The 18,823-nt window shown below is 55.4% G+C and carries 18 protein-coding genes; 8 read left to right on the top strand and 10 right to left on the bottom strand.

The genetic code is table 11. The features are described from left to right. Positions 1 to 2: 2 nt before the first annotated feature. On the bottom strand, positions 3 to 629 hold the full coding sequence (upp, locus tag IB226_RS00580) for a uracil phosphoribosyltransferase (protein ID WP_008108331.1): 627 nt from the start codon (positions 627 to 629) through the stop codon (positions 3 to 5). Between the two features lie 230 nt (positions 630 to 859). Here upp and purM point away from each other — a divergent pair, with 230 nt between their 5' ends. Further along, positions 860 to 1,900, top strand: coding sequence for a phosphoribosylformylglycinamidine cyclo-ligase (purM, locus tag IB226_RS00575; RefSeq protein ID WP_101763557.1), 1,041 nt, complete (start codon positions 860 to 862; stop codon positions 1,898 to 1,900). Further along, positions 1,897 to 2,535 carry a phosphoribosylglycinamide formyltransferase gene (purN, locus tag IB226_RS00570; RefSeq protein ID WP_101763510.1) on the top strand — a complete coding sequence of 213 codons (639 nt, stop codon included), beginning with the start codon at positions 1,897 to 1,899 and terminating at the stop codon, positions 2,533 to 2,535. Before purM ends, purN begins: the two co-directional genes overlap by 4 nt. Before the next feature lie 109 nt (positions 2,536 to 2,644). Here the strand turns inward: purN and pstB are convergent, their stop codons facing one another. The 4 genes from pstB to IB226_RS23365 form a co-directional block, all read right to left on the bottom strand. Beyond that, on the bottom strand, positions 2,645 to 3,412 hold the full coding sequence (gene pstB, locus IB226_RS00565; protein WP_101763509.1) for a phosphate ABC transporter ATP-binding protein PstB: 768 nt from the start codon (positions 3,410 to 3,412) through the stop codon (positions 2,645 to 2,647). 11 nt (positions 3,413 to 3,423) lie between these two features. Beyond that, complete coding sequence (gene pstA / locus IB226_RS00560; RefSeq protein WP_192233025.1) at positions 3,424 to 5,022, bottom strand: phosphate ABC transporter permease PstA; 1,599 nt, start codon at positions 5,020 to 5,022, stop codon at positions 3,424 to 3,426. Continuing rightward, positions 5,019 to 5,771, bottom strand: a complete 753-nt coding sequence (locus IB226_RS23370) for an ABC transporter permease subunit (RefSeq protein ID WP_225608169.1) — start codon at positions 5,769 to 5,771, stop codon at positions 5,019 to 5,021. The genes pstA and IB226_RS23370 overlap by 4 nt, the downstream gene beginning before the upstream one ends. A gap of 848 nt (positions 5,772 to 6,619) precedes the next feature. Then, positions 6,620 to 6,700: a hypothetical protein gene (locus IB226_RS23365; RefSeq protein WP_225608168.1), complete on the bottom strand. Its 81-nt coding sequence runs from the start codon at positions 6,698 to 6,700 to the stop codon at positions 6,620 to 6,622. Between the two features lie 594 nt (positions 6,701 to 7,294). Here IB226_RS23365 and ppk1 point away from each other — a divergent pair. From ppk1 to mgtE, 5 genes are all read left to right on the top strand, one after another. Beyond that, positions 7,295 to 9,355 carry a polyphosphate kinase 1 gene (gene ppk1, locus IB226_RS00550; protein WP_101763506.1) on the top strand — a complete coding sequence of 687 codons (2,061 nt, stop codon included), beginning with the start codon at positions 7,295 to 7,297 and terminating at the stop codon, positions 9,353 to 9,355. Between the two features lie 5 nt (positions 9,356 to 9,360). After that, positions 9,361 to 10,887 carry an exopolyphosphatase gene (gene ppx, locus IB226_RS00545; RefSeq protein WP_192233021.1) on the top strand — a complete coding sequence of 509 codons (1,527 nt, stop codon included), beginning with the start codon at positions 9,361 to 9,363 and terminating at the stop codon, positions 10,885 to 10,887. Positions 10,888 to 10,908: 21 nt separating this feature from the next. After that, positions 10,909 to 11,514 carry a tellurite resistance methyltransferase TehB gene (tehB, locus tag IB226_RS00540; protein WP_137386274.1) on the top strand — a complete coding sequence of 202 codons (606 nt, stop codon included), beginning with the start codon at positions 10,909 to 10,911 and terminating at the stop codon, positions 11,512 to 11,514. A gap of 153 nt (positions 11,515 to 11,667) precedes the next feature. After that, positions 11,668 to 11,853 (top strand): YfgG family protein, encoded by a 186-nt coding sequence (locus IB226_RS00535; RefSeq protein ID WP_110866478.1) that lies wholly within the window; start codon positions 11,668 to 11,670, stop codon positions 11,851 to 11,853. Positions 11,854 to 11,974: 121 nt separating this feature from the next. Beyond that, entirely contained in the window at positions 11,975 to 13,408 is a 1,434-nt protein-coding gene (gene mgtE / locus IB226_RS00530) for a magnesium transporter (RefSeq protein ID WP_110866477.1), read from the top strand. Here the strand turns inward: mgtE and IB226_RS00525 are convergent. Next, positions 13,405 to 13,905: an AlpA family transcriptional regulator gene (locus IB226_RS00525; RefSeq protein ID WP_192233019.1), complete on the bottom strand. Its 501-nt coding sequence runs from the start codon at positions 13,903 to 13,905 to the stop codon at positions 13,405 to 13,407. The two genes, mgtE and IB226_RS00525, sit on opposite strands and share 4 nt — an antisense overlap. A gap of 13 nt (positions 13,906 to 13,918) precedes the next feature. Next, the gene (locus IB226_RS23175) at positions 13,919 to 14,176 is read right to left on the bottom strand and encodes a hypothetical protein (protein ID WP_225608130.1); all 258 of its coding nucleotides are present in this window, start codon (positions 14,174 to 14,176) and stop codon (positions 13,919 to 13,921) included. Positions 14,177 to 14,392: 216 nt separating this feature from the next. On the opposite strand from IB226_RS23175, the gene IB226_RS00520 reads away from it, so the two are divergent. After that, the gene (locus tag IB226_RS00520; RefSeq protein WP_101763499.1) at positions 14,393 to 14,572 is read left to right on the top strand and encodes a DUF2158 domain-containing protein; all 180 of its coding nucleotides are present in this window, start codon (positions 14,393 to 14,395) and stop codon (positions 14,570 to 14,572) included. A 27-nt stretch (positions 14,573 to 14,599) separates the two neighbouring features. Here the strand turns inward: IB226_RS00520 and IB226_RS00515 are convergent, their stop codons facing one another. The 3 genes from IB226_RS00515 to guaB form a co-directional block, all read right to left on the bottom strand. Next, positions 14,600 to 15,376 carry a DUF3750 domain-containing protein gene (locus IB226_RS00515; protein ID WP_008108318.1) on the bottom strand — a complete coding sequence of 259 codons (777 nt, stop codon included), beginning with the start codon at positions 15,374 to 15,376 and terminating at the stop codon, positions 14,600 to 14,602. Between the two features lie 169 nt (positions 15,377 to 15,545). Then, positions 15,546 to 17,126, bottom strand: a complete 1,581-nt coding sequence (guaA, locus tag IB226_RS00510; RefSeq protein ID WP_101763498.1) for a glutamine-hydrolyzing GMP synthase — start codon at positions 17,124 to 17,126, stop codon at positions 15,546 to 15,548. Positions 17,127 to 17,198: 72 nt separating this feature from the next. Next, positions 17,199 to 18,665 (bottom strand): IMP dehydrogenase, encoded by a 1,467-nt coding sequence (guaB, locus tag IB226_RS00505; protein ID WP_101763497.1) that lies wholly within the window; start codon positions 18,663 to 18,665, stop codon positions 17,199 to 17,201. Positions 18,666 to 18,823 lie beyond the last annotated feature (158 nt).

The raw sequence follows: 18,823 nt of genomic DNA, 5'->3' as shown, positions 1-18,823 counted from the left end.
TTTTATTTGGTTCCGAAAATCTTGTCCCCTGCATCTCCCAAGCCAGGAATGATGTAGCCCTTCTCGTTCAATCCCTGATCGATAGATGCGGTGTAGAGCTCCACATCCGGATGCGCTTTCTCCAGCGCGGCAATACCTTCAGGTGCGGCCACCAGCACCAGCACTTTGATGCTGGTACAACCGGCTTTCTTCAGCAGATCGATGGTGGCGATCATCGAACCGCCGGTTGCCAGCATTGGGTCGACCACCAGCGCCAGGCGCTCTTCAATGTTCGAAACCAGCTTCTGGAAATAAGGAACCGGCTCCAGCGTCTCTTCATCACGATACACGCCAACCACGCTGATGCGCGCGCTGGGAACGTGCTCAAGCACGCCTTCCATCATGCCAAGACCCGCACGCAGAATCGGAACCACCGTGATTTTTTTACCTTTGATCTGATCGATTTCAACCGGACCATTCCAGCCTTCGATGGTGACGCGCTCGGTTTCCAGATCGGCGGTGGCTTCATAGGTCAGCAAGCTGCCCACTTCCGAGGCCAGCTCGCGGAAACGCTTGGTGCTGATATCATGCTCACGCATCAGGCCCAGTTTATGTTTGACCAGCGGGTGTTTGACTTCCACGATCTTCATGATTGTTCTCCCGGAATTGAGTTGAGCTAAAAAAAAATCGCCGGATTATACCGCCTTTTCGCTGCTGCGCCACTTGTCATCGGTCAATAGCCTGCGTCATCTAAGGATTGGCGAAAATCTGAGGCGATGCAAAGGCAGCATGAGATGGGACTCGCAAACGTTTGCCTGCGCTGTTAGAATTGCCGCGCTTAATTTTTGCCACCAACCGCAACTCGCGTGGGGATTCCGCAGTGACCGACAAAACCTCTCTCAGCTACAAAGACGCCGGTGTTGATATCGATGCTGGTAACGATCTGGTTGACCGTATTAAAGGCGTAGTGAAAAAAACCCGCCGCCCGGAAGTCATGGGTGGATTGGGCGGATTCGGCGCGCTCTGTGCGCTGCCGCAGAAGTACCGCGAGCCGGTGCTGGTCTCCGGAACCGATGGCGTCGGCACCAAGCTGCGTCTGGCGATGGATCTCAAACGCCACGACAGCATCGGCATCGATCTGGTCGCAATGTGTGTTAACGACCTGATTGTTCAGGGTGCTGAGCCGCTGTTCTTCCTCGATTATTACGCGACCGGCAAGCTGGATGTGGATACCGCTGCATCGGTAATCACCGGCATCGCCGAAGGTTGCTTGCAGTCGGGTTGTGCGCTGGTCGGCGGTGAAACCGCTGAAATGCCAGGCATGTACCACGGCGAAGATTACGACGTGGCGGGTTTCTGCGTCGGCGTGGTGGAAAAATCAGAAATCATTGACGGTTCGAAAGTGCAGGACGGCGACGTGCTGATCGCGCTGGGCTCCAGCGGCCCACACTCGAACGGTTATTCACTGGTACGCAAGATTCTTGAAGTCAGCCAGACCGATCCGGCGACCAAACAGCTGGATGGCAAATCACTGGCCGATCACCTGCTGGCGCCAACCCGCATCTATGTGAAAAACATCCTTAGCCTGATCGAACAGGTTGATGTGCATGCGATTTCGCATCTGACCGGCGGCGGCTTCTGGGAAAACATCCCGCGCGTGTTGCCAGATAACACCCAGGCGGTGCTGGAAGAGAGCAGCTGGCAGTGGCCGTCAGTGTTCAGCTGGTTGCAGCAGGCAGGCAACGTTAGCCGTCACGAAATGTACCGCACCTTTAACTGCGGCGTGGGCATGGTGATTGCGCTGAGCCCGGCAGAAGCCGATAAAGCGGTACAGCTGATGACCGACGCGGGCGAAAAAGCGTGGAAAATCGGTGTGATTAAAGCGTCTGATTCAGAAGAGCGTGTGGTTATCAATCCATGAAAAAACTGGTTGTACTGATCTCCGGCAACGGAAGCAATCTTCAGTCCATCCTCGACGCCTGCGCAAGCGGGCGTATAAACGGCAGCGTCGCTGCCGTTTTCAGTAATAAAGCCAGCGCGTTTGGTTTAACGCGCGCGCGGGAAGCCAATGTCCCGTCACATGCGTTAGCCGCCAGTGATTTTGCCGACCGCGAAGCCTTTGATCGCCAGCTGATGCAGGAGATTGATGCTTACGCGCCGGATCTGGTGGTGCTGGCCGGTTATATGCGCATCCTCAGCAGCGCTTTTGTCGCGCACTATCACGATCGTCTGGTGAATATTCATCCGTCGCTGTTACCGAAATATCCAGGCTTACACACACATCGTCAGGCGCTGGAAAACGGCGATGAGGAGCATGGCACCTCAGTGCATTTTGTCACTGACGAGCTGGATGGCGGACCCATTATTTTGCAAGCGCGTGTGCCGGTGTTTGCTGGCGATAGCGAAGACGAGATCAGCGCGCGCGTGCAGAATCAGGAACACGCGATCTATCCGCTGGTGATCAGCTGGTTTGTTGATGGGCGTTTGCAGATGCGTGAAGGTAAAGCATGGCTGGATGGTCAGTTATTACCGACGCAAGGCTATGCTCACGATTGAATGTTATGCATATTCCGAAGCGGCGCGATTTATCGCGCATTTCGATGGCAACATCGTGCCCATCCGGGCATTGCGCAATAAATTGCGCCGCTACAAATCGCAGACTTTTTTAACCAAATCTTCCCGTAATATAATCTTCGGTTCGCCGCGCTTTCGGTGAGGTGAAGATTCTGTCGGTTTCGTCAAACTCTACCAACTGACCGTTGTGCATAAACGCGGTGTAATCCGACACGCGTGCCGCCTGCTGCATATTGTGCGTCACCAGCACCAGCGTGAAATGCTGCTTCAGCGTGGTCATCAACTCCTCGATCACCAGCGTTGAGATCGGATCAAGTGCCGAAGTGGGCTCATCCAGCAGCAACACTTCCGGCTCGATGGCAATGGCGCGCGCAATCACCAAACGCTGCTGCTGGCCGTTAGAGAGCGTTAACGCGTTCTGCCCCAGCTGATCTTTCACTTCGCCCCACAACGCCGCCGCGCGCAGCGCACGCTCACAGGCTTCATTCAGCACGCGACGATCGCGCACGCCCTGCAAGCGCAGGCCGTAAACCACGTTTTCGTAGATCGATTTAGGAAACGGATTCGGCCGCTGGAACACCATGCCAATGCGGCGACGCAGCGCGGGAAGATCCTGATTCGCCTGCATCACCGCGTAATCACCGAGCAGAATCTCGCCTTCAATGCGGCAGCGATCGATCACATCATTCATGCGATTGAAACAGCGCAGCAGCGTCGATTTGCCACAGCCGGAAGGACCAATCAACGCCGTGATGCGGTTCTTCGGAATCTGCAGATCAATGTTATTCAGCGCCTGGCGTTCGCCATACCACAGCGAAAGCTGATTAACGCTAAGGGCAATGTCGTAATCGGGCGTCATCAGAAACCTTTTTAGTGCGTCATAATCCGGTAACGCTCACGCAGCCGATGGCGCAACGCCATCGCCAGCAGATTGAGCGACAGGATGATCACCACCAGCAGCAAAGCGGTGGCGTAAACCAGCGGTCGATCAGCATCGATGTTGGGGCTCTGGAACGCCAAATCGTAGATCTGAAAACCGAGGTGCATGAATTTGCGATCGAGGTGCAGATAAGGGAACACCGCATCAACCGGCAGCTCAGGAACCATCTTCACCACGCCCACCAGCATCAGCGGCGCGGTTTCTCCGGCCGCACGCGCCACCGCCAGAATCAAGCCGGTGAGCATGGCCGGTACCGCCAGCGGCAGCACCACGCGCCACAGCGTTTCCGCCTGCGTTGCGCCCAGCGCCAGCGATCCCTGACGCAGATTATCCGGAATGCGCGACAATCCCTCTTCGGTGGCAACGATCACCACCGGCAGCGTCAGCAGCGCCAGCGTCAGCGCGGCCCACAGCAAGCCCGGCGTACCAAAAGTCGGATTGGGTAAGGCGCTGGAGAAAAACAGCTGGTCGAGGGTGCCGCCAATCAGCCAGACAAAGAAACCGAGGCCAAACACGCCGTAGACAATTGACGGCACGCCCGCAAGATTAACCACCGCGATGCGCACCAGCCGCGTCAACGCATTGCGTCCGGCGTATTCGTGCAGCCATACCGCCGCGATGACGCCGAGCGGCATGACGATGATCGACATCAACAGCACCATCAGCACTGTGCCAAAAATCGCCGGAAACGCCCCGCTCTCGCCGCCACCGGAAGTCGGTGAATCGCTGACGAATTGCCAAATCTGACCGAAGAAGTGCAGCGTTTTGTTGGTTAAGGTCATGGCATTCGGATACCACGCATCTACCACCTGCGCCAATAGGATGGTGTGATCCACGCCGTTCACATCGCGCAGCACCAGCGTATCGCGCTGACTTTCGTGCTGCAGATGGGTTAACTGCTGCGCCAGCGCGTTAAAGCGGCGCTGTAACGCCGTGCGATTGGCATCAAACTCAGACTGCACCTCCAGGCTGAAGCGGCCGTTACGCTGCTGCTCATCGGCCTGCTGCTGCAGGCTTTCCAGCTGTGCATTAAGGCGCGCCATCTCAATGCGGCGGATGTTACTCGCCTGGCGCAGCTGCTCATGTACCTGCTGCAAACGCTGATGCAGCAAGGCATCGCGGCTTTGAGCGGTCATGACTTCGTTATCCTGGCGCAGCTCCACCAGCCAGCCATAGGCGTTGCCGCCGTTGCGGCGCTGCAGCACCAACACATCAGCAGGACGACGGGTTTTCGCCTCGCCCTGACTGTAGAGCACGCGGAAATCCGGCGCGGCAAAGTCACGGTTGCCGGTTTTCACCACATAGCGCCACTGTTCGCCCTGCTGCTGCTTTTGCAAGGTTTCACCCAGCACCATCACCGGGCTGCCTTGCGGCGGCTGGAACTGATATTGATCGACCGGCTGCGGCCAGAAGGCACGCACGCCCTGCCAGCCGAGCAAACCAATCAGCAAGGTAAACGCCAGCAGGCAAACCGCGACGGCGCCAGCGGTGAGCCAGCGCCAGCGATCGTTTTGTTTCATCGCCGTCATCCGTGGCCCTCATGCTGGCTGTAGCGTTGGCGCAAGCGCTGACGAATCAACTCGGCGATGGTGTTGATCACCAAGGTGAAGATCAACAGCAACAACGCACTGAGGAACAGAATGCGATAATGCGCGCTGCCCGCTGCGGCTTCGGGCATCTCAATGGCAATGTTGGCGGAGAGCGCACGCAGGCCAGCAAATAAGCCGCCTTCGCTAACCGGCGTGTTGCCGGTGGCCATCAGCACAATCATCGTCTCGCCGACGGCGCGGCCAAAGCCAATCATCAAGGCGGCGAAGATGCCCGCCGAGGCACCCGGCAGCACCACACGCGTCAGGGTTTGCCACGGCGTGGCGCCCAGCGCCAGCGAGCCCTGCCCCAGCGCGCCCGGCACGCTGAACAGCGCATCTTCCGATAAGGTGAAAATCAGCGGCACCAGTGCAAAACCCATCGCCAGCGCAGCAACTAATAAGTTGCGCTGTTCGTAATGCGCTAAACGCTCGCAAATCTCCGGCCAGAACAGCGTTGGCAGCCACAGCGTCAGCAACGTCACCACTAACAGTAGCGGCAGCAGCAGAATCACTTCAAAACCGGGACGTCGCCAGCTGGCCGGCAAACGCGGACTCAGCACGCCGCACAATAATAAGGTCGCGGCCAACACCGGCGGCAGTAGCAGCACGCCAACCAGCGCGGTGCTGATGTGCGGTGCCAGCCACACGCCAGCGATTAAACCAATTACCACGCTGGGCAGCGCGCCCATCATTTCGATCGCCGGTTTCACCCAGCGACGTAAACCCGGCGACATAAACCACGCGGTGTACATCGCGGCGGCCAGCGCCAGCGGCGTGGCAAACAGCAGCGCCAGACTGGCGGCTTTTAGCGTGCCCAGTACCAGCGGCATCAGGCTGAACTTGGCTTGATAGCTGTCGCCCGCCGCGGTGGATTGCCATACCCAATCGGCCTGCGGATAGTTTTCGTACCAGATTTTTTGCCACAGGTTGCGCCAGGTGAAGTCCGGCCACGGGTTATCCAGCGCAAACTGTTGCCATTCCCCGGCGCGTTCAATGATCAAGGCATCACCGTGCGGCGCGAAGGCCAGTGCCTGAATGCCCGGTGCCAGCTGACGCGTTAAAATCGCGCCCTGCTGCTTGCTGGCGAATAGCTGAACCTTGCCCTGCGCATCGTAAGTGGCAAACACGCGGCGCTGCGGCTCCGGCGTTATTCCGCGCACCTGCTGGCTACCGTTGAAGGTGTGAATCTGTTGTAAGCGCGGCCCTTGATCACTGGCGATAGCGAACCATTGCTGTACGCCTTGCGCATACTGAATCAGCAAGGTGCGTCCACCGGCCAGCATATGCAGGCTTTGCGGCGGCAGATTGAGGGTTTGCGTTTCACGTAACTGTGCGCCATCAGATGTGATTTGCCACACGCGCAGCAAACGCCCGCTGCTGGCGTAAAGCAAAGAGCCATCCGGTGATAGCAGCAGATGATCGGCCTGCTGCTGTGGTAACAGAATCTGATTCACTTTTTGCTGATTTTCCAGCGTCAGCAGGCTGATGCCAGCTGCGGTTTGCGCCGCGATCAACCATTGATGGTCGTTGAGCGACGTCAACGCCATGTTACTGACCGGGCCTTGCGGTAAGCGCAGCGGACGATCGCCGAGCGGGAAGCCCCATTCGCCGCTGCCATTGCGGATAACCGGTTGCATTAACAGCAGTTCGCCCTGCATATTGAGCAGCACGCTGCGGTTATCAAAGCTTGCGATCGCCGCATCGGGTTTGCCATTCAGCGCCAGTGCGGGAGCGGCAGGTTGACCATCAAGCGGAATAAAGCGCGCTTCGTTGCGGCTGATGCGCCAGCCTAAATTGCCGTCGCTGCCCATCGCCAGCATTGGGGTTTTGTCCCACAGCTGAATATTGGTGGTGGCATGCATTCCCGGCGCGCTAAACAGCGGCAACACCACCCAGATCAACCAGAAGAACAGCAGTAACATCAGCAGCAAAATTCCCACGCCGCAAGCTGTGACGACGCGGCGCACTAAATTATCAGTGGCGCGTCGACGACGGTCGCTAAAGTGGACGGGAATACGATTTATGCTCATGCAGGCCAGGTTACCGGTGGAAACAAGTCGCTATGTTGCCCGTAGCTGATTGATAAGACAACCTTTGACGTTGGACAAGCCTGCCATACTCTCGCCATAATGGTGACGGACACTGAGCGGTAACGCATTTTTGCGTCTTTTCCGCCGGACATTCCGTCCAGCATCAGCATCTCGGAGTCAGAATGGGTCAGGATAAGCTGTATATAGAAAAAGAATTAAGCTGGTTAAGCTTCAATGAACGTGTGTTACAGGAAGCCTCGGATAAAAGTAATCCGCTGATTGAACGCATGCGCTTCCTCGGGATTTACTCCAATAACCTCGAAGAGTTCTATAAAGTGCGCTTTGCCGATCTCAAGCGGCGAATTCTGATCAGCGAAGAGCAAGGCAAACCGACCTCTTTGCGGCATCTGTTAAAGAAAATTCAGCTGCGGGTGCAGAAATCGGATCAGGAGTTTGATGCGCTCTACAACGATCTGCTGCTGGAAATGGCGCGTAATCAGATCTTCCTGATTAACGAACGTCAACTGTCACCGAATCAGCAAGAGTGGCTGCGCTACTACTTCAAACATCAATTACGCCAGCACGTTACGCCGATTCTGATTAACCATGACACCGATCTGATCGAATTCCTGAAAGACGATTACACCTATCTGGCGGTGGAGATCATTCGCGGCGACGATATTCGTTATGCGCTGCTGGAGATCCCGTCTGATAAAGTGCCGCGCTTTATTAACTTGCCGGCTGAGTCGCCACGCCGGCGCAAGCCAATGATTCTGCTGGATAACATCCTGCGCTATTGCCTCGATGAAATTTTCAAAGGCTTCTTCGATTACGATACGCTGAACGCCTATTCGATGAAGATGACGCGCGACGCCGAATACGATCTGGTTACCGAGATGGAATCGAGCCTGCTGGAGCTGATGTCGTCGAGCCTGAAGCAGCGTCTCAATGCCGAGCCGGTTCGTTTCGTTTATCAGCGCGATATGCCGGATGCGATGGTGGAAATGCTGCGCCATAAGCTGTCGATTTCGAACTACGATTCGATTGTGCCCGGCGGCCGCTACCATAACTTCAAAGATTTCATCGGCTTCCCGAACGTTGGTAAAAGCAATCTGGAAAACCGTCCGCTGCCGCAAATTCGCCACATCGGCTTTGACGGCTTCCGCAACGGCTTCGACGCCATCCGCAATCGCGATGTGCTGCTCTACTATCCGTATCACACCTTTGAGCATGTGCTGGAGCTGCTGCGTCAGGCCTCGTTCGACCCGAACGTGCTGGCGATTAAGATCAATATTTACCGCGTAGCGAAAAACTCGCGCATCATGGATGCGATGATTCACGCCGCCTATAACGGTAAGAAAGTTACGGTGGTGGTGGAACTGCAGGCGCGCTTCGATGAAGAGGCCAACATCCGCTGGGCGAAACGTCTGACCGAAGCGGGCGTGCATGTGATCTTCTCCGCGCCGGGTCTGAAAATTCACGCCAAGCTGTTCCTGATTTCGCGCCGTGAAGGCGAAGAAGTGGTGCGTTATGCGCATATCGGTACCGGGAACTTCAACGAAAAAACCGCGCGCATTTATACTGACTATTCATTGCTGACCGCCGATGCGCGCATCACCAATGAAGTGCGTCGCGTGTTCAACTTCATTGAGAATCCGTATCGTCCGGTCACTTTCGAGCATTTGCTGGTGTCACCGCAGAACTCGCGTGACGTGCTGTATAAGTTCATTGATGCCGAGATCGCCAACGCGCAGCAAGGCAATCCTGCTGGCATTACGTTGAAGATCAACAACCTGGTGGATAATGGTTTAGTTGATCGACTTTACGCCGCCTCGTCGGCAGGCGTGAAAGTGAATCTGCTGGTGCGCGGCATGTGTTCGCTGATTCCTGATTTACCGGGCATCAGTGAAAATATTCGCATTACCAGCATCGTTGACCGCTATCTCGAACACGACCGCGTCTATATTTTTGAGAACGGCGGCGAGAAAAAGGTGTTCCTCTCTTCCGCGGACTGGATGACGCGTAACATAGACCACCGCATTGAAGTAGCCGTGGCGATTCTTGATCCCCGCGTGAAGCAGCGCATATTGGACATCATCGCCATTCTGTTTAGTGATACGGTGAAAGCCCGCATCGTCGATAAAGAGCTGAGTAATCGTTATGTGCCGCGCGGCAACCGTAAAAAGGTGCGTTCGCAGCTGGCCATTTATGACTACATCAAGAAACTGGAACAACCCGAATAACGCCTATGCCAATCTCACATAAAAGTACGCCGAAACCTCAGGAATTCGCGGCAATCGACCTCGGCTCGAACAGCTTCCATATGGTCATTGCCCGCGTGGTGGATGGCGCTTTGCAAGTGCTGGGACGCCTGAAACAGCGCGTGCATCTGGCCGATGGGCTGGATGCGCGCAATCGCCTGAGCGAAGAAGCGATTGAGCGCGGGCTGAGCTGTCTGGCGTTGTTCGCCGAACGTTTGCAGGGCTTCAGTTCCGCCAACGTGACGATCGTCGGCACGCACACGCTGCGTATCGCCAGCAATGCGGAAGAGTTTCTGCAGCGCGCGGCCGAGGTGATTCCCTATCCGATCGAAGTGATCTCCGGCAACGAAGAAGCGCGTCTGATTTTTATGGGCGTGGAGCACACGCAGCCGGAAAAAGGCCGCAAGCTGGTGATCGATATCGGCGGCGGCTCCACCGAACTGGTGATTGGGGAAGACTTTGAGCCGCAGCTGGTAGAGAGCCGCCGCATGGGCTGCGTCAGCTTCGCCAATCTCTTCTTCCCCAAAGGCGAAATTACGCCAGAAAACTTCCGCCGCGCGCGCCTCTCCGCTGCGCAAAAGCTGGAAACCATGGCGTGGCAATATCGTTTGCACGGCTGGCAATATGCGCTAGGCGCGTCGGGCTCCATTAAAGCGGCCTGCGAAGTGCTGCTAGCGATGGGCGAAAAAGAGAAGCTGATTACGCCAGAGACGCTGGAGTTGCTGACCAGCGAAGTGCTGAAGCATAAGTCGTTTAATGCGCTGAGCCTGCCGGGCTTGTCGGAAGAGCGTAAAGCGGTGTTTGTGCCGGGCTTAGCGATTTTGTGTGGCGTGTTTGATGCGTTAGCGATTCGCGAACTGCGTCTCTCTGACGGCGCACTGCGTGAAGGCGTGCTGTATGAGATGGAAGGCCGTTTCCGTCATCAAGACATTCGCAGCCGCACCGCGCAAAGTCTGGCAAATCACTATGCGATTGATAGCGATCAGGCGCGTCGCGTGCTGGAAACCACCGAGAAGCTCTATTTGCAGTGGCAGGAGCAGAATCCCAAGCAAGCTAATCCACAACTGTCGACGCTGCTGAAATGGGCCGCGCTGCTGCATGAAGTGGGATTGACCATCAATCACAGCGGCATGCAGCGCCATTCGGCTTACATCCTGCAGAACTCCAACATGCCGGGCTTTAATCAGGATCAACAGATGCTGTTGGCCACGCTGGTACGTTATCACCGCAAAGCGGTGAAGCAGGATGAGATGCCGCGTTTCACCTTGTTTAAAAAGAAACAGTTTCTGCCGATGGTATTCCTGTTGCGTCTTGGCACGCTGCTGAATAATCAGCGCCAGGCGACCACCAAACCGGATTCGCTCAAGCTCAGCACCGACGACGGCCACTGGACGCTGACCTTCCCTGCCGGCTTCCTGAGCCAGAATACGCTGGTGCAGCTGGATCTGGAGCGCGAGCAAGCTTACTGGAATGATGTCACCGGCTGGAAACTGATGCTGGAAGAAGAGGAGTAATGCGGGCAGCTGGCCCGCAATCTGGTTATGACGACACGCCCCGATAATTATTACGCTGAAAAATACGGCCTCACGCCGACCCATTCTGAAGTGCTGGCGGCCCTGCCTCATCTTGAAGTAGGGAAAGCACTGGATTTGGGCTGCGGCCAGGGCCGCAATAGTCTGTTTCTCAATCAGCATGGCTTTGACGTGACGGCCTGGGACAGCAATCCCGCCAGTCTGGAGCGCCTGAACAGCATCATCGCGGAAGAGAATCTACAGAACATTCACACCGAGCTGTGCGATCTGAATAGCGTGCGCTTCAACGGCAGCTATCAGTTTGTGCTGTCGACCGTGGTGATGATGTTCCTGCAGCCGGCAACCATTCCGCAGCTGATTGCCGATATGCAGGCCAGCACGCGTAAATATGGCTACAACCTGATTGTGGCGGCGATGGATACCGATGATTATCCCAATACGCAAAACTTCCCATTTGCGTTTAAATCCGGTGAACTCAGCCACTATTACCGCAACTGGCATATTGTGAAATACAACGAAGAGGTCGGTGAACTGCATCGTCGTGATGAAAACGGTAACCGCATTAAAACCCGTTTCGCCACGCTGCTGGCGCAGAAAGCCAGTTACTGAATTAACGGCCGCTTTGTGCGGCCGTTAGATTGTCTGATGTCGATCAGTGCGCTGAATCTTTTTTGCTCATTTTTCACACAGCGATTGCTTTAGCGATCTAAGTGTGACTAAATATTGCCTTCGCCCATCGGGCATTTACAGGAACCACCCCGCGTGAACAGCGCTATCTCTGCACGAAGACGTCCCAAAACTGGCACCATGACCCGCATTGTTTTACTGGTCAGCTTCTTAATTTTGTTTGGCCGCCTGCTTTTCATCATTCCCGGTGCCATCGAGCATCATCAGCAAAAGAAAGCCATCCCTGAACCGGTCACGCTGAGCACCAGTGATTCGCGCTAAATAATTTGCGGGTCGGCTGTCGCTGCTAAACATTGTCCTTTGAGACAATGCTGCTTTTTACGTCCTGTTACCCGCAACGCGCTACACTGTGAGCTGACTTTACAGACACAAGGAACGCGTTATGTCTGCTTCGCATTCACAAAAATTAGCTGAAACCCGTCATCACATTCTCAACCTGCTGCTCAACGAGCACGATCTGGTTGATGTTCTGCTGGATAAATCCGTCGATCTGAATGCCGCCGAACTGCGTGATATCACCGACTGGCGTCATGAATTAGAGCTTGAGCTGCAGCAATTGCACGCCGCGGATTTAGCCGACATCCTCGAAGCCTTGCCGGAAGAAGAGCGTCAGGCGCTGTGGCGTTTAGTGCCGACGGCACAGCGCGGTCACGTCCTGGTTGAGGCTTCAGAAACCGTTTGGGCCAGCCTGACGGAAGAAATGTCTGATCGCGATATTCTGCACGCCATCGAGCCGCTGGATATCGACGATCAGGTATATCTGGCGCGCTACCTGCCGCGCGATTTAACCGGACGTCTGCTCACCACCCTTGAACCTAGCCTGCGCGCGCGACTGATGAGCGTGATCGAGCTGGATCGCGATCGCGTCGGGCAGATCATGGATTTCAATATCCTGACGGTGCGCTCTGACGTGACCTTAGCCACGGTGCAGCGCTATCTGCGTAAAGGCAAAAAAATGCCTGACGGCACCGATAAGATATTTATCACCGACGAACAGAATCAACTGGTAGGTGAGTTAACGCTCACTGATATTCTGCTCAACAAACCGAAGATGCTGGTCGCAGAAGTGATGAATTCGCATCCCACCACGTTTCAGCTCAACGATAAAGCGGAAGACGCCGCCAGCGCGTTTGAACGTTATAACCTGATCTCCGCTGCGGTCACCGATGCTCAAGGCAAACTGATTGGCCGTATCACCATTGAAGACGTGGTCGATTTGGTGAACGAAGAGAACGAAAGCAACATCCGTAAAATGGGGGGTATCAGCCAGGGCGAAGACGTGTTTGCGCCGGTGCGCAAAGCGGTGGGCAAACGCTGGGCCTGGCTGGCGGTTAACCTGTGTACCGCATTTGTCGCTTCGCGCGTGATTGGCCTGTTTGAAGCCACCATATCGCAGCTGGTTGCGCTGGCGGCGCTGATGCCAATCGTCGCCGGCATCGGCGGCAACACCGGCAATCAAACCATTACCATGATTGTGCGTGCGCTGGCGCTGCATCAGGTTGAACCGGGTAACTTCTCGTTCCTGATCATGCGTGAACTCGGCGTGGCATTGATTAACGGCCTGTTCTGGGGCGGCATTATGGGCGGCGTCACCTGGCTGATGTACGACAACCTGCAACTCGGCGGCGTGATGATGCTGGCGATGGTGCTGAACCTGCTGCTGGCCGCGCTGATGGGCGTGCTGATTCCGTTAATCATGACCAAAATGAAACGCGATCCCGCCGTTGGCTCCAGCGTGCTGATCACCGCGATCACCGATACCGGCGGATTCTTTATCTTCCTTGGTCTGGCGACGATATTTTTGCTGCATCATTAAGGCTTTAAACAGTGTGCGTAACGTTGCAGCATCTGCTGTAAATTGAGTTGCAACGTTGCGCGCGCCAGTTCACTCAGTGCTGGATTGACCCGCGTTGAACCACGCTGATTTAACCACTCCAGTACATCGATTAAATGCCATATGGCTGTTTTTCCATCATGAATCGGGCGCGGAAACTGCGGGCTATGGCTGAGCATCAGCTTGCGCATGTTCTGCCGCGAAACACCTATCAACTCTGCGATATCCGTCAGCCCGACTAAATCTGGCGCGGCTTCAATCAGTTCCGCATCTGGCAATGCCTGAAAAACATCCTCCAACGCGCTGCGTACCGCGTCCTGTGCAGTGCTGGCTTCGCGGCAGAACGTCATGCTTAATTTTCCCGCCACACCCGCGCCAATTAACGCATCAGTGCAGCCTTGCGAGCCGAGCCGTTCGATCACTTCATCGATGTCGCTCTCATCATTGAGCTGAAAACGCAGCGTAAACTCGAATTCCATGTTTCACTCCTCGTCACTTAACCCGCTTAGGGTTTTCACTGCAGTTATCCACCACGCGCCGTAACAGTTTGGCATGCGTTTCGGGATTTTTTGGCGTACTCCAGATGCAGGTAATGCAGTAATCCCCACATCGACACTCTGTCGAATTATCTGGGCAGTACATCTTGCCCCACGCATGGTGACCGCCAACTGCAATCTTCCAACCTCTCGCTTCTGCATATCGCAAAGCTCCTTCGACCGCTTTATGCGGATGCCGCTTCCTCTCTGACATCGCTGGCTACCTTATGCTCACCGCAATAAGTTGTCAACTGAAAACCGCGAAGTGTTTCGGTACTATTTCAGCGGCGAATGCTGCAGAAAATAACCAGAACGGTCTCAACGCGCTTTGATTCAGTTTTGTGCTGGAAGACAGCGCACAAAATCAAGCGCACAGCGCCTAAAGTGCATATAGACTCTGTTGTTATCACTGACCTGACGGAGAAGAAGCATGTTTAACGTGGATGATTTTGTGCAGTCTAAGACCGGTGGCCCAAAGATGCAGGTGCTGCGCGTGGAAGGCGATATGCTGTGGTGCGCTCGCGTTGACGATCACATCAAGCGTGAAATTGAAGTCAGAGCCGATAGCGTGAATCTGTATCACGAAGACGGCGATTTCGGCGTCTGTTAAAAAAATGGCCCCAAATCGGGGCCATTTTTAGGGATTGTCTCGCTGCACATTATTCTGACCGATGCCGCCGATAAACGGCAGACGCAGCCTGAATGGTGTGAAATCCAGCCCCATGTTTAATCCCAGCAAGTTCACTTCCAGCCCCTCTTCCGCGCCAACCGTCACACCCAACACGCCCAGCAGGGAAAGCTGCACGCCGCGACCTGACGGCGGTAAACCTACCGGATTAAGCAGCGAGCGATAATCTTTGCCGAGCGCGTTAGCCGGCAGGTCGAGCTTCAATGCCGGAACCTCGCGGCCGATATGCGCCATAAAAGTATTGCTGTTGGGTCCCGGCCAGGCGTGATACGTGGTCGGCCAGGGATAGGATTTAATGGCCGCTTCGATCTGCGGAATCATCGCTTCTGCGCTACTGCCGCGATGGTCAACCAGCAGACGCGGCTTCGCACCGTACCAATAACCATCGGGAAGATTGCTGTTACGACGCACTTTATCGCCGCTGCCCCAGCTAATCACTTCGTAACGGTTATAGCGGGTTTCACCGGCGCGCTTGAAGATAATCCACGGATGTACCGCCACCGCGCCCTTCCAGCCATAAGTCGGCGCAGCATAAACCTGCACGATAGCTTCTGCCGCATAACGCTGCGGATCCGGTGCGATACCGGCCGAATCGCGCCTTGCGGATGCCCAGCCACCGCGTTCAGAGGTGAGCTCACCGCTTCGCGTTGCCTGCGCCAAGCTCGCGCCTAATGAAAGCAAGATGATGCAAAGAAAAGAGATCAGTACGGCTTTGAAAGGCAACATCGACGGCATCCTGATGAGTAAAAATTACTCGCTATCTTGCATCGAAACGGGGGCGTTTGTATTCACGAACTATGCGATACATTTAGCCGCATGATTTGCCATCAGAAGGTTTGAAAAAAAAGCCCGCAATTAAGCGGGCTTCGTTTTTACGCAGTAATCAAAGCAGGATTTATTCCCACTCAATCGTCGCAGGTGGTTTACCTGAAATATCATAAACCACGCGGGAAATGCCGTTAACTTCGTTGATGATGCGGTTAGAGACGCGGCCAAGGAAATCGTACGGCAGGTGCGCCCAGTGCGCTGTCATAAAGTCGATGGTTTCCACCGCACGCAGTGAAACAACCCAATCATATTTACGACCATCGCCCATCACGCCAACAGAACGTACTGGCAGGAACACGGTGAACGCCTGGCTGACTTTGTTGTACAAGTCAGCTTTATGCAGCTCTTCGATGAAGATAGCGTCTGCACGGCGCAGCAGGTCGCAGTACTCTTTCTTCACTTCGCCCAGCACGCGCACGCCCAAACCTGGACCTGGGAACGGATGACGATACAGCATGTCGTACGGCAGGCCGAGTTCCAGACCGATTTTACGCACTTCGTCTTTGAACAGCTCTTTCAGCGGCTCAACCAGGCCCATCTTCATCTCTTTCGGCAAACCGCCCACGTTGTGGTGCGATTTGATCACGTGCGCTTTACCGGTGGCAGAAGCCGCCGATTCGATCACGTCAGGATAGATGGTGCCTTGTGCCAGCCACTTCACGTCTTCCAGACGCAGCGCCTGCTCGTCAAACACCTCTACGAATACGCGGCCGATGATTTTACGTTTGGCTTCGGGATCGTTCTCGCCCGCCAGCGCATCAAGGAAGCGCGCTTCTGCCGCAACGTGCACGATGTTCAGACCGAAGTGGTCACCGAACATTTCCAGCACCTGCTCAGCTTCATTCAGACGCAGCAGGCCGTTATCCACGAACACGCAGGTCAGACGCTCGCCGATGGCGCGATGCAGCAGCATCGCGGTCACAGAAGAGTCCACGCCGCCAGACAGACCGAGAATCACTTTGTCATCGCCAACCTGCTGACGAATACGCTCAACCGCATCTTCGATGATTTTGGCTGGCGTCCACAGCGCTTCACAGCCGCAGATGTCACGAATGAAACGCTCAAGCATACGCAGGCCCTGACGCGTGTGCGTCACTTCCGGGTGGAACTGCACGCCGTAGAATTTCTTCTCTTCGTTAGCCATGATGGCAAACGGACAGGTTTCGGTGCTGGCAACGGTTTCGAAACCGGCTGGGATGGCGGTGACTTTGTCGCCGTGGCTCATCCAAACGTCCAGCAGCGGTTTACCTGCTGCGCTAATCGCATCTTCGATGTCACGCACCAGCGCGCTCTGAGTCAGCACTTCAACCTGCGCATAACCAAATTCGCGCTCGTTAGAGCCTTCAACCTTGCCGCCCAACTGCATCGCCATGGTCTGCATGCCGTAGCAGACGCCCAACACTGGCACACCCGCGTTAAACACGTATTCCGGCGCACGCGGGCTGTTCAGCTCGGTGGTGCTCTCCGGACCGCCAGAGAGAATGATGCCGTTCGGGTTAAACTGGCGAATTTGCTCTTCGGTGACATCCCACGCCCAGAGTTCGCAGTAGACACCCAGCTCGCGCACGCGGCGCGCAACCAGCTGCGTATACTGAGAACCAAAATCGAGGATCAAAATGCGATGTTTATGAATATTTTCAGTCGTCATTGAGGCGTTTCCATTGGGATGGACTTAATAATAAAAGCGCCCGGCGGGTGCCGGGCGCTAAATTTTACGGGATTATGAACCCATGCGGTAGTTTGGTGACTCTTTGGTGATGGTCACGTCATGCACGTGGCTTTCATTGATGCCCGCGCCGCTGATACGCACGAACTCCGCTTTGGTGCGCAGATCGTCAATGGTCTGGCAACCCGTCAGGCCCATGCAAGAGCGTAAGCCGCCCATCTGCTGGTGCACGATCTCTTTCAGGCGGCCTTTATAGGCCACGCGGCCTTCGATACCTTCCGGTACCAGTTTGTCAGCGGCGTTATCGCTCTGGAAGTAACGATCTGAAGAGCCTTTAGACATCGCGCCCAGTGAACCCATACCGCGATAAGACTTGAACGAACGGCCCTGATACAGCTCGATTTCGCCCGGAGACTCTTCGGTACCAGCCAGCATAGAACCGACCATGACGGCCGCTGCGCCTGCTGCAATCGCTTTAGCGATGTCGCCAGAGAAGCGGATGCCGCCATCAGCGATAACCGGAATGCCGGTGCCTTCCAGCGCGGCAACCGCATCAGAAACCGCGGTGATCTGTGGCACGCCAACACCAGTGACGATACGCGTGGTACAGATTGAGCCAGGACCGATCCCCACTTTCACCGCGCTCACGCCGGCCTGCGCCAGCGCCAATGCGCCTGCGCCGGTGGCAACGTTGCCGCCGATGATTTCCAGGTTCGGGTATTTTGCACGGGTTTCACGAATACGCTGCAGCACGCCTTCAGAGTGACCGTGTGATGAGTCAATCAGCAGCACGTCAACACCGGCAGCAACCAGCGCATCAACGCGCTCTTCATTGCCCGCACCGGCACCAACAGCAGCGCCCACGCGCAGACGGCCTTCCGCATCTTTACACGCGTTAGGTTTACGTTCGGCTTTTTGGAAGTCTTTAACGGTGATCATGCCCAGCAGGTGGAAGCTGTCATCAACAACCAGCGCTTTCTCAACACGTTTTTCATGCATTTTGTGCAGCACAACTTCGCGTGCTTCACCCTCTTTCACCGTTACCAGGCGCTCTTTCGGGGTCATCACCGCGGAAACTGGTAAGGTCAGGTCGGTAACAAAACGCACGTCACGGCCCGTGATGATGCCCACCAGCTCGTTGTCGGTGTTCACGACCGGGTAGCCGGCGAAGCCGTTACGTTCGGTCAGCTCTTTCACCGCCGCCAGCGCGGTGGTTGGCAGCACGGTTTGTGGATCGGTAACGACGCCGCTTTCGTGTTTTTTCACCTTACGAACTTCATCCGCCTGGCGCTCAATTGACATGTTTTTGTGAATAAAGCCCAAACCACCTTCCTGCGCCAGCGCAATTGCCAGACCGGCTTCGGTCACGGTGTCCATTGCAGCGGAGAGCATGGGAATGTTCAGACGGATGTTTTTCGTCAGTTGAGTGCTGAGATCAGCGGTGTTCGGTAAGACAGTGGAGTGAGCGGGAACGAGCAGAACGTCGTCAAATGTGAGGGCTTCTTTAGCGATTCTTAACATTGCAATATCTCCACCTGGGGGCGATTAAAACAGATAAAATATTGCCGCGGCATTATACAGGCCGAAACCGATTGCCTCCAGTGTTTTTTCAGAAAATGTCTTGATCCTCGGGGCAAGCAATGTAGTATCAGTTGATTAACCCTCTGATTTAAAATTTG

The sequence above is a fragment of the Pantoea sp. PNT03 genome, assembly GCF_014852515.1.
Classification (GTDB): domain Bacteria; phylum Pseudomonadota; class Gammaproteobacteria; order Enterobacterales; family Enterobacteriaceae; genus Pantoea; species Pantoea leporis.
Note: the sequence above shows the minus strand (reverse complement) of the source record. Positions and strands in the feature narration are given on the sequence as shown.

What these genes read in the sequence shown, in the direction of transcription:
- upp (WP_008108331.1), bottom strand. Translation starts at nt 629, where the DNA reads ATGAAGATCGTGGAAGTCAAACACCCGCTGGTCAAACATAAACTGGGC.
- purN (WP_101763510.1), top strand. Translation starts at nt 1,897, where the DNA reads ATGAAAAAACTGGTTGTACTGATCTCCGGCAACGGAAGCAATCTTCAG.
- pstB (WP_101763509.1), bottom strand. Translation starts at nt 3,412, where the DNA reads ATGACGCCCGATTACGACATTGCCCTTAGCGTTAATCAGCTTTCGCTG.
- pstA (WP_192233025.1), bottom strand. Translation starts at nt 5,022, where the DNA reads ATGACGGCGATGAAACAAAACGATCGCTGGCGCTGGCTCACCGCTGGC.
- IB226_RS23370 (WP_225608169.1), bottom strand. Translation starts at nt 5,771, where the DNA reads ATGGGCGCGCTGCCCAGCGTGGTAATTGGTTTAATCGCTGGCGTGTGG.
- IB226_RS23365 (WP_225608168.1), bottom strand. Translation starts at nt 6,700, where the DNA reads ATGGCAGCGGCGAATGGGGCTTCCCGCTCGGCGATCGTCCGCTGCGCT.
- ppk1 (WP_101763506.1), top strand. Translation starts at nt 7,295, where the DNA reads ATGGGTCAGGATAAGCTGTATATAGAAAAAGAATTAAGCTGGTTAAGC.
- ppx (WP_192233021.1), top strand. Translation starts at nt 9,361, where the DNA reads ATGCCAATCTCACATAAAAGTACGCCGAAACCTCAGGAATTCGCGGCA.
- mgtE (WP_110866477.1), top strand. Translation starts at nt 11,975, where the DNA reads ATGTCTGCTTCGCATTCACAAAAATTAGCTGAAACCCGTCATCACATT.
- IB226_RS00525 (WP_192233019.1), bottom strand. Translation starts at nt 13,905, where the DNA reads ATGGAATTCGAGTTTACGCTGCGTTTTCAGCTCAATGATGAGAGCGAC.
- IB226_RS23175 (WP_225608130.1), bottom strand. Translation starts at nt 14,176, where the DNA reads ATGTCAGAGAGGAAGCGGCATCCGCATAAAGCGGTCGAAGGAGCTTTG.
- IB226_RS00520 (WP_101763499.1), top strand. Translation starts at nt 14,393, where the DNA reads ATGTTTAACGTGGATGATTTTGTGCAGTCTAAGACCGGTGGCCCAAAG.
- IB226_RS00515 (WP_008108318.1), bottom strand. Translation starts at nt 15,376, where the DNA reads ATGTTGCCTTTCAAAGCCGTACTGATCTCTTTTCTTTGCATCATCTTG.
- guaA (WP_101763498.1), bottom strand. Translation starts at nt 17,126, where the DNA reads ATGACGACTGAAAATATTCATAAACATCGCATTTTGATCCTCGATTTT.
- guaB (WP_101763497.1), bottom strand. Translation starts at nt 18,665, where the DNA reads ATGTTAAGAATCGCTAAAGAAGCCCTCACATTTGACGACGTTCTGCTC.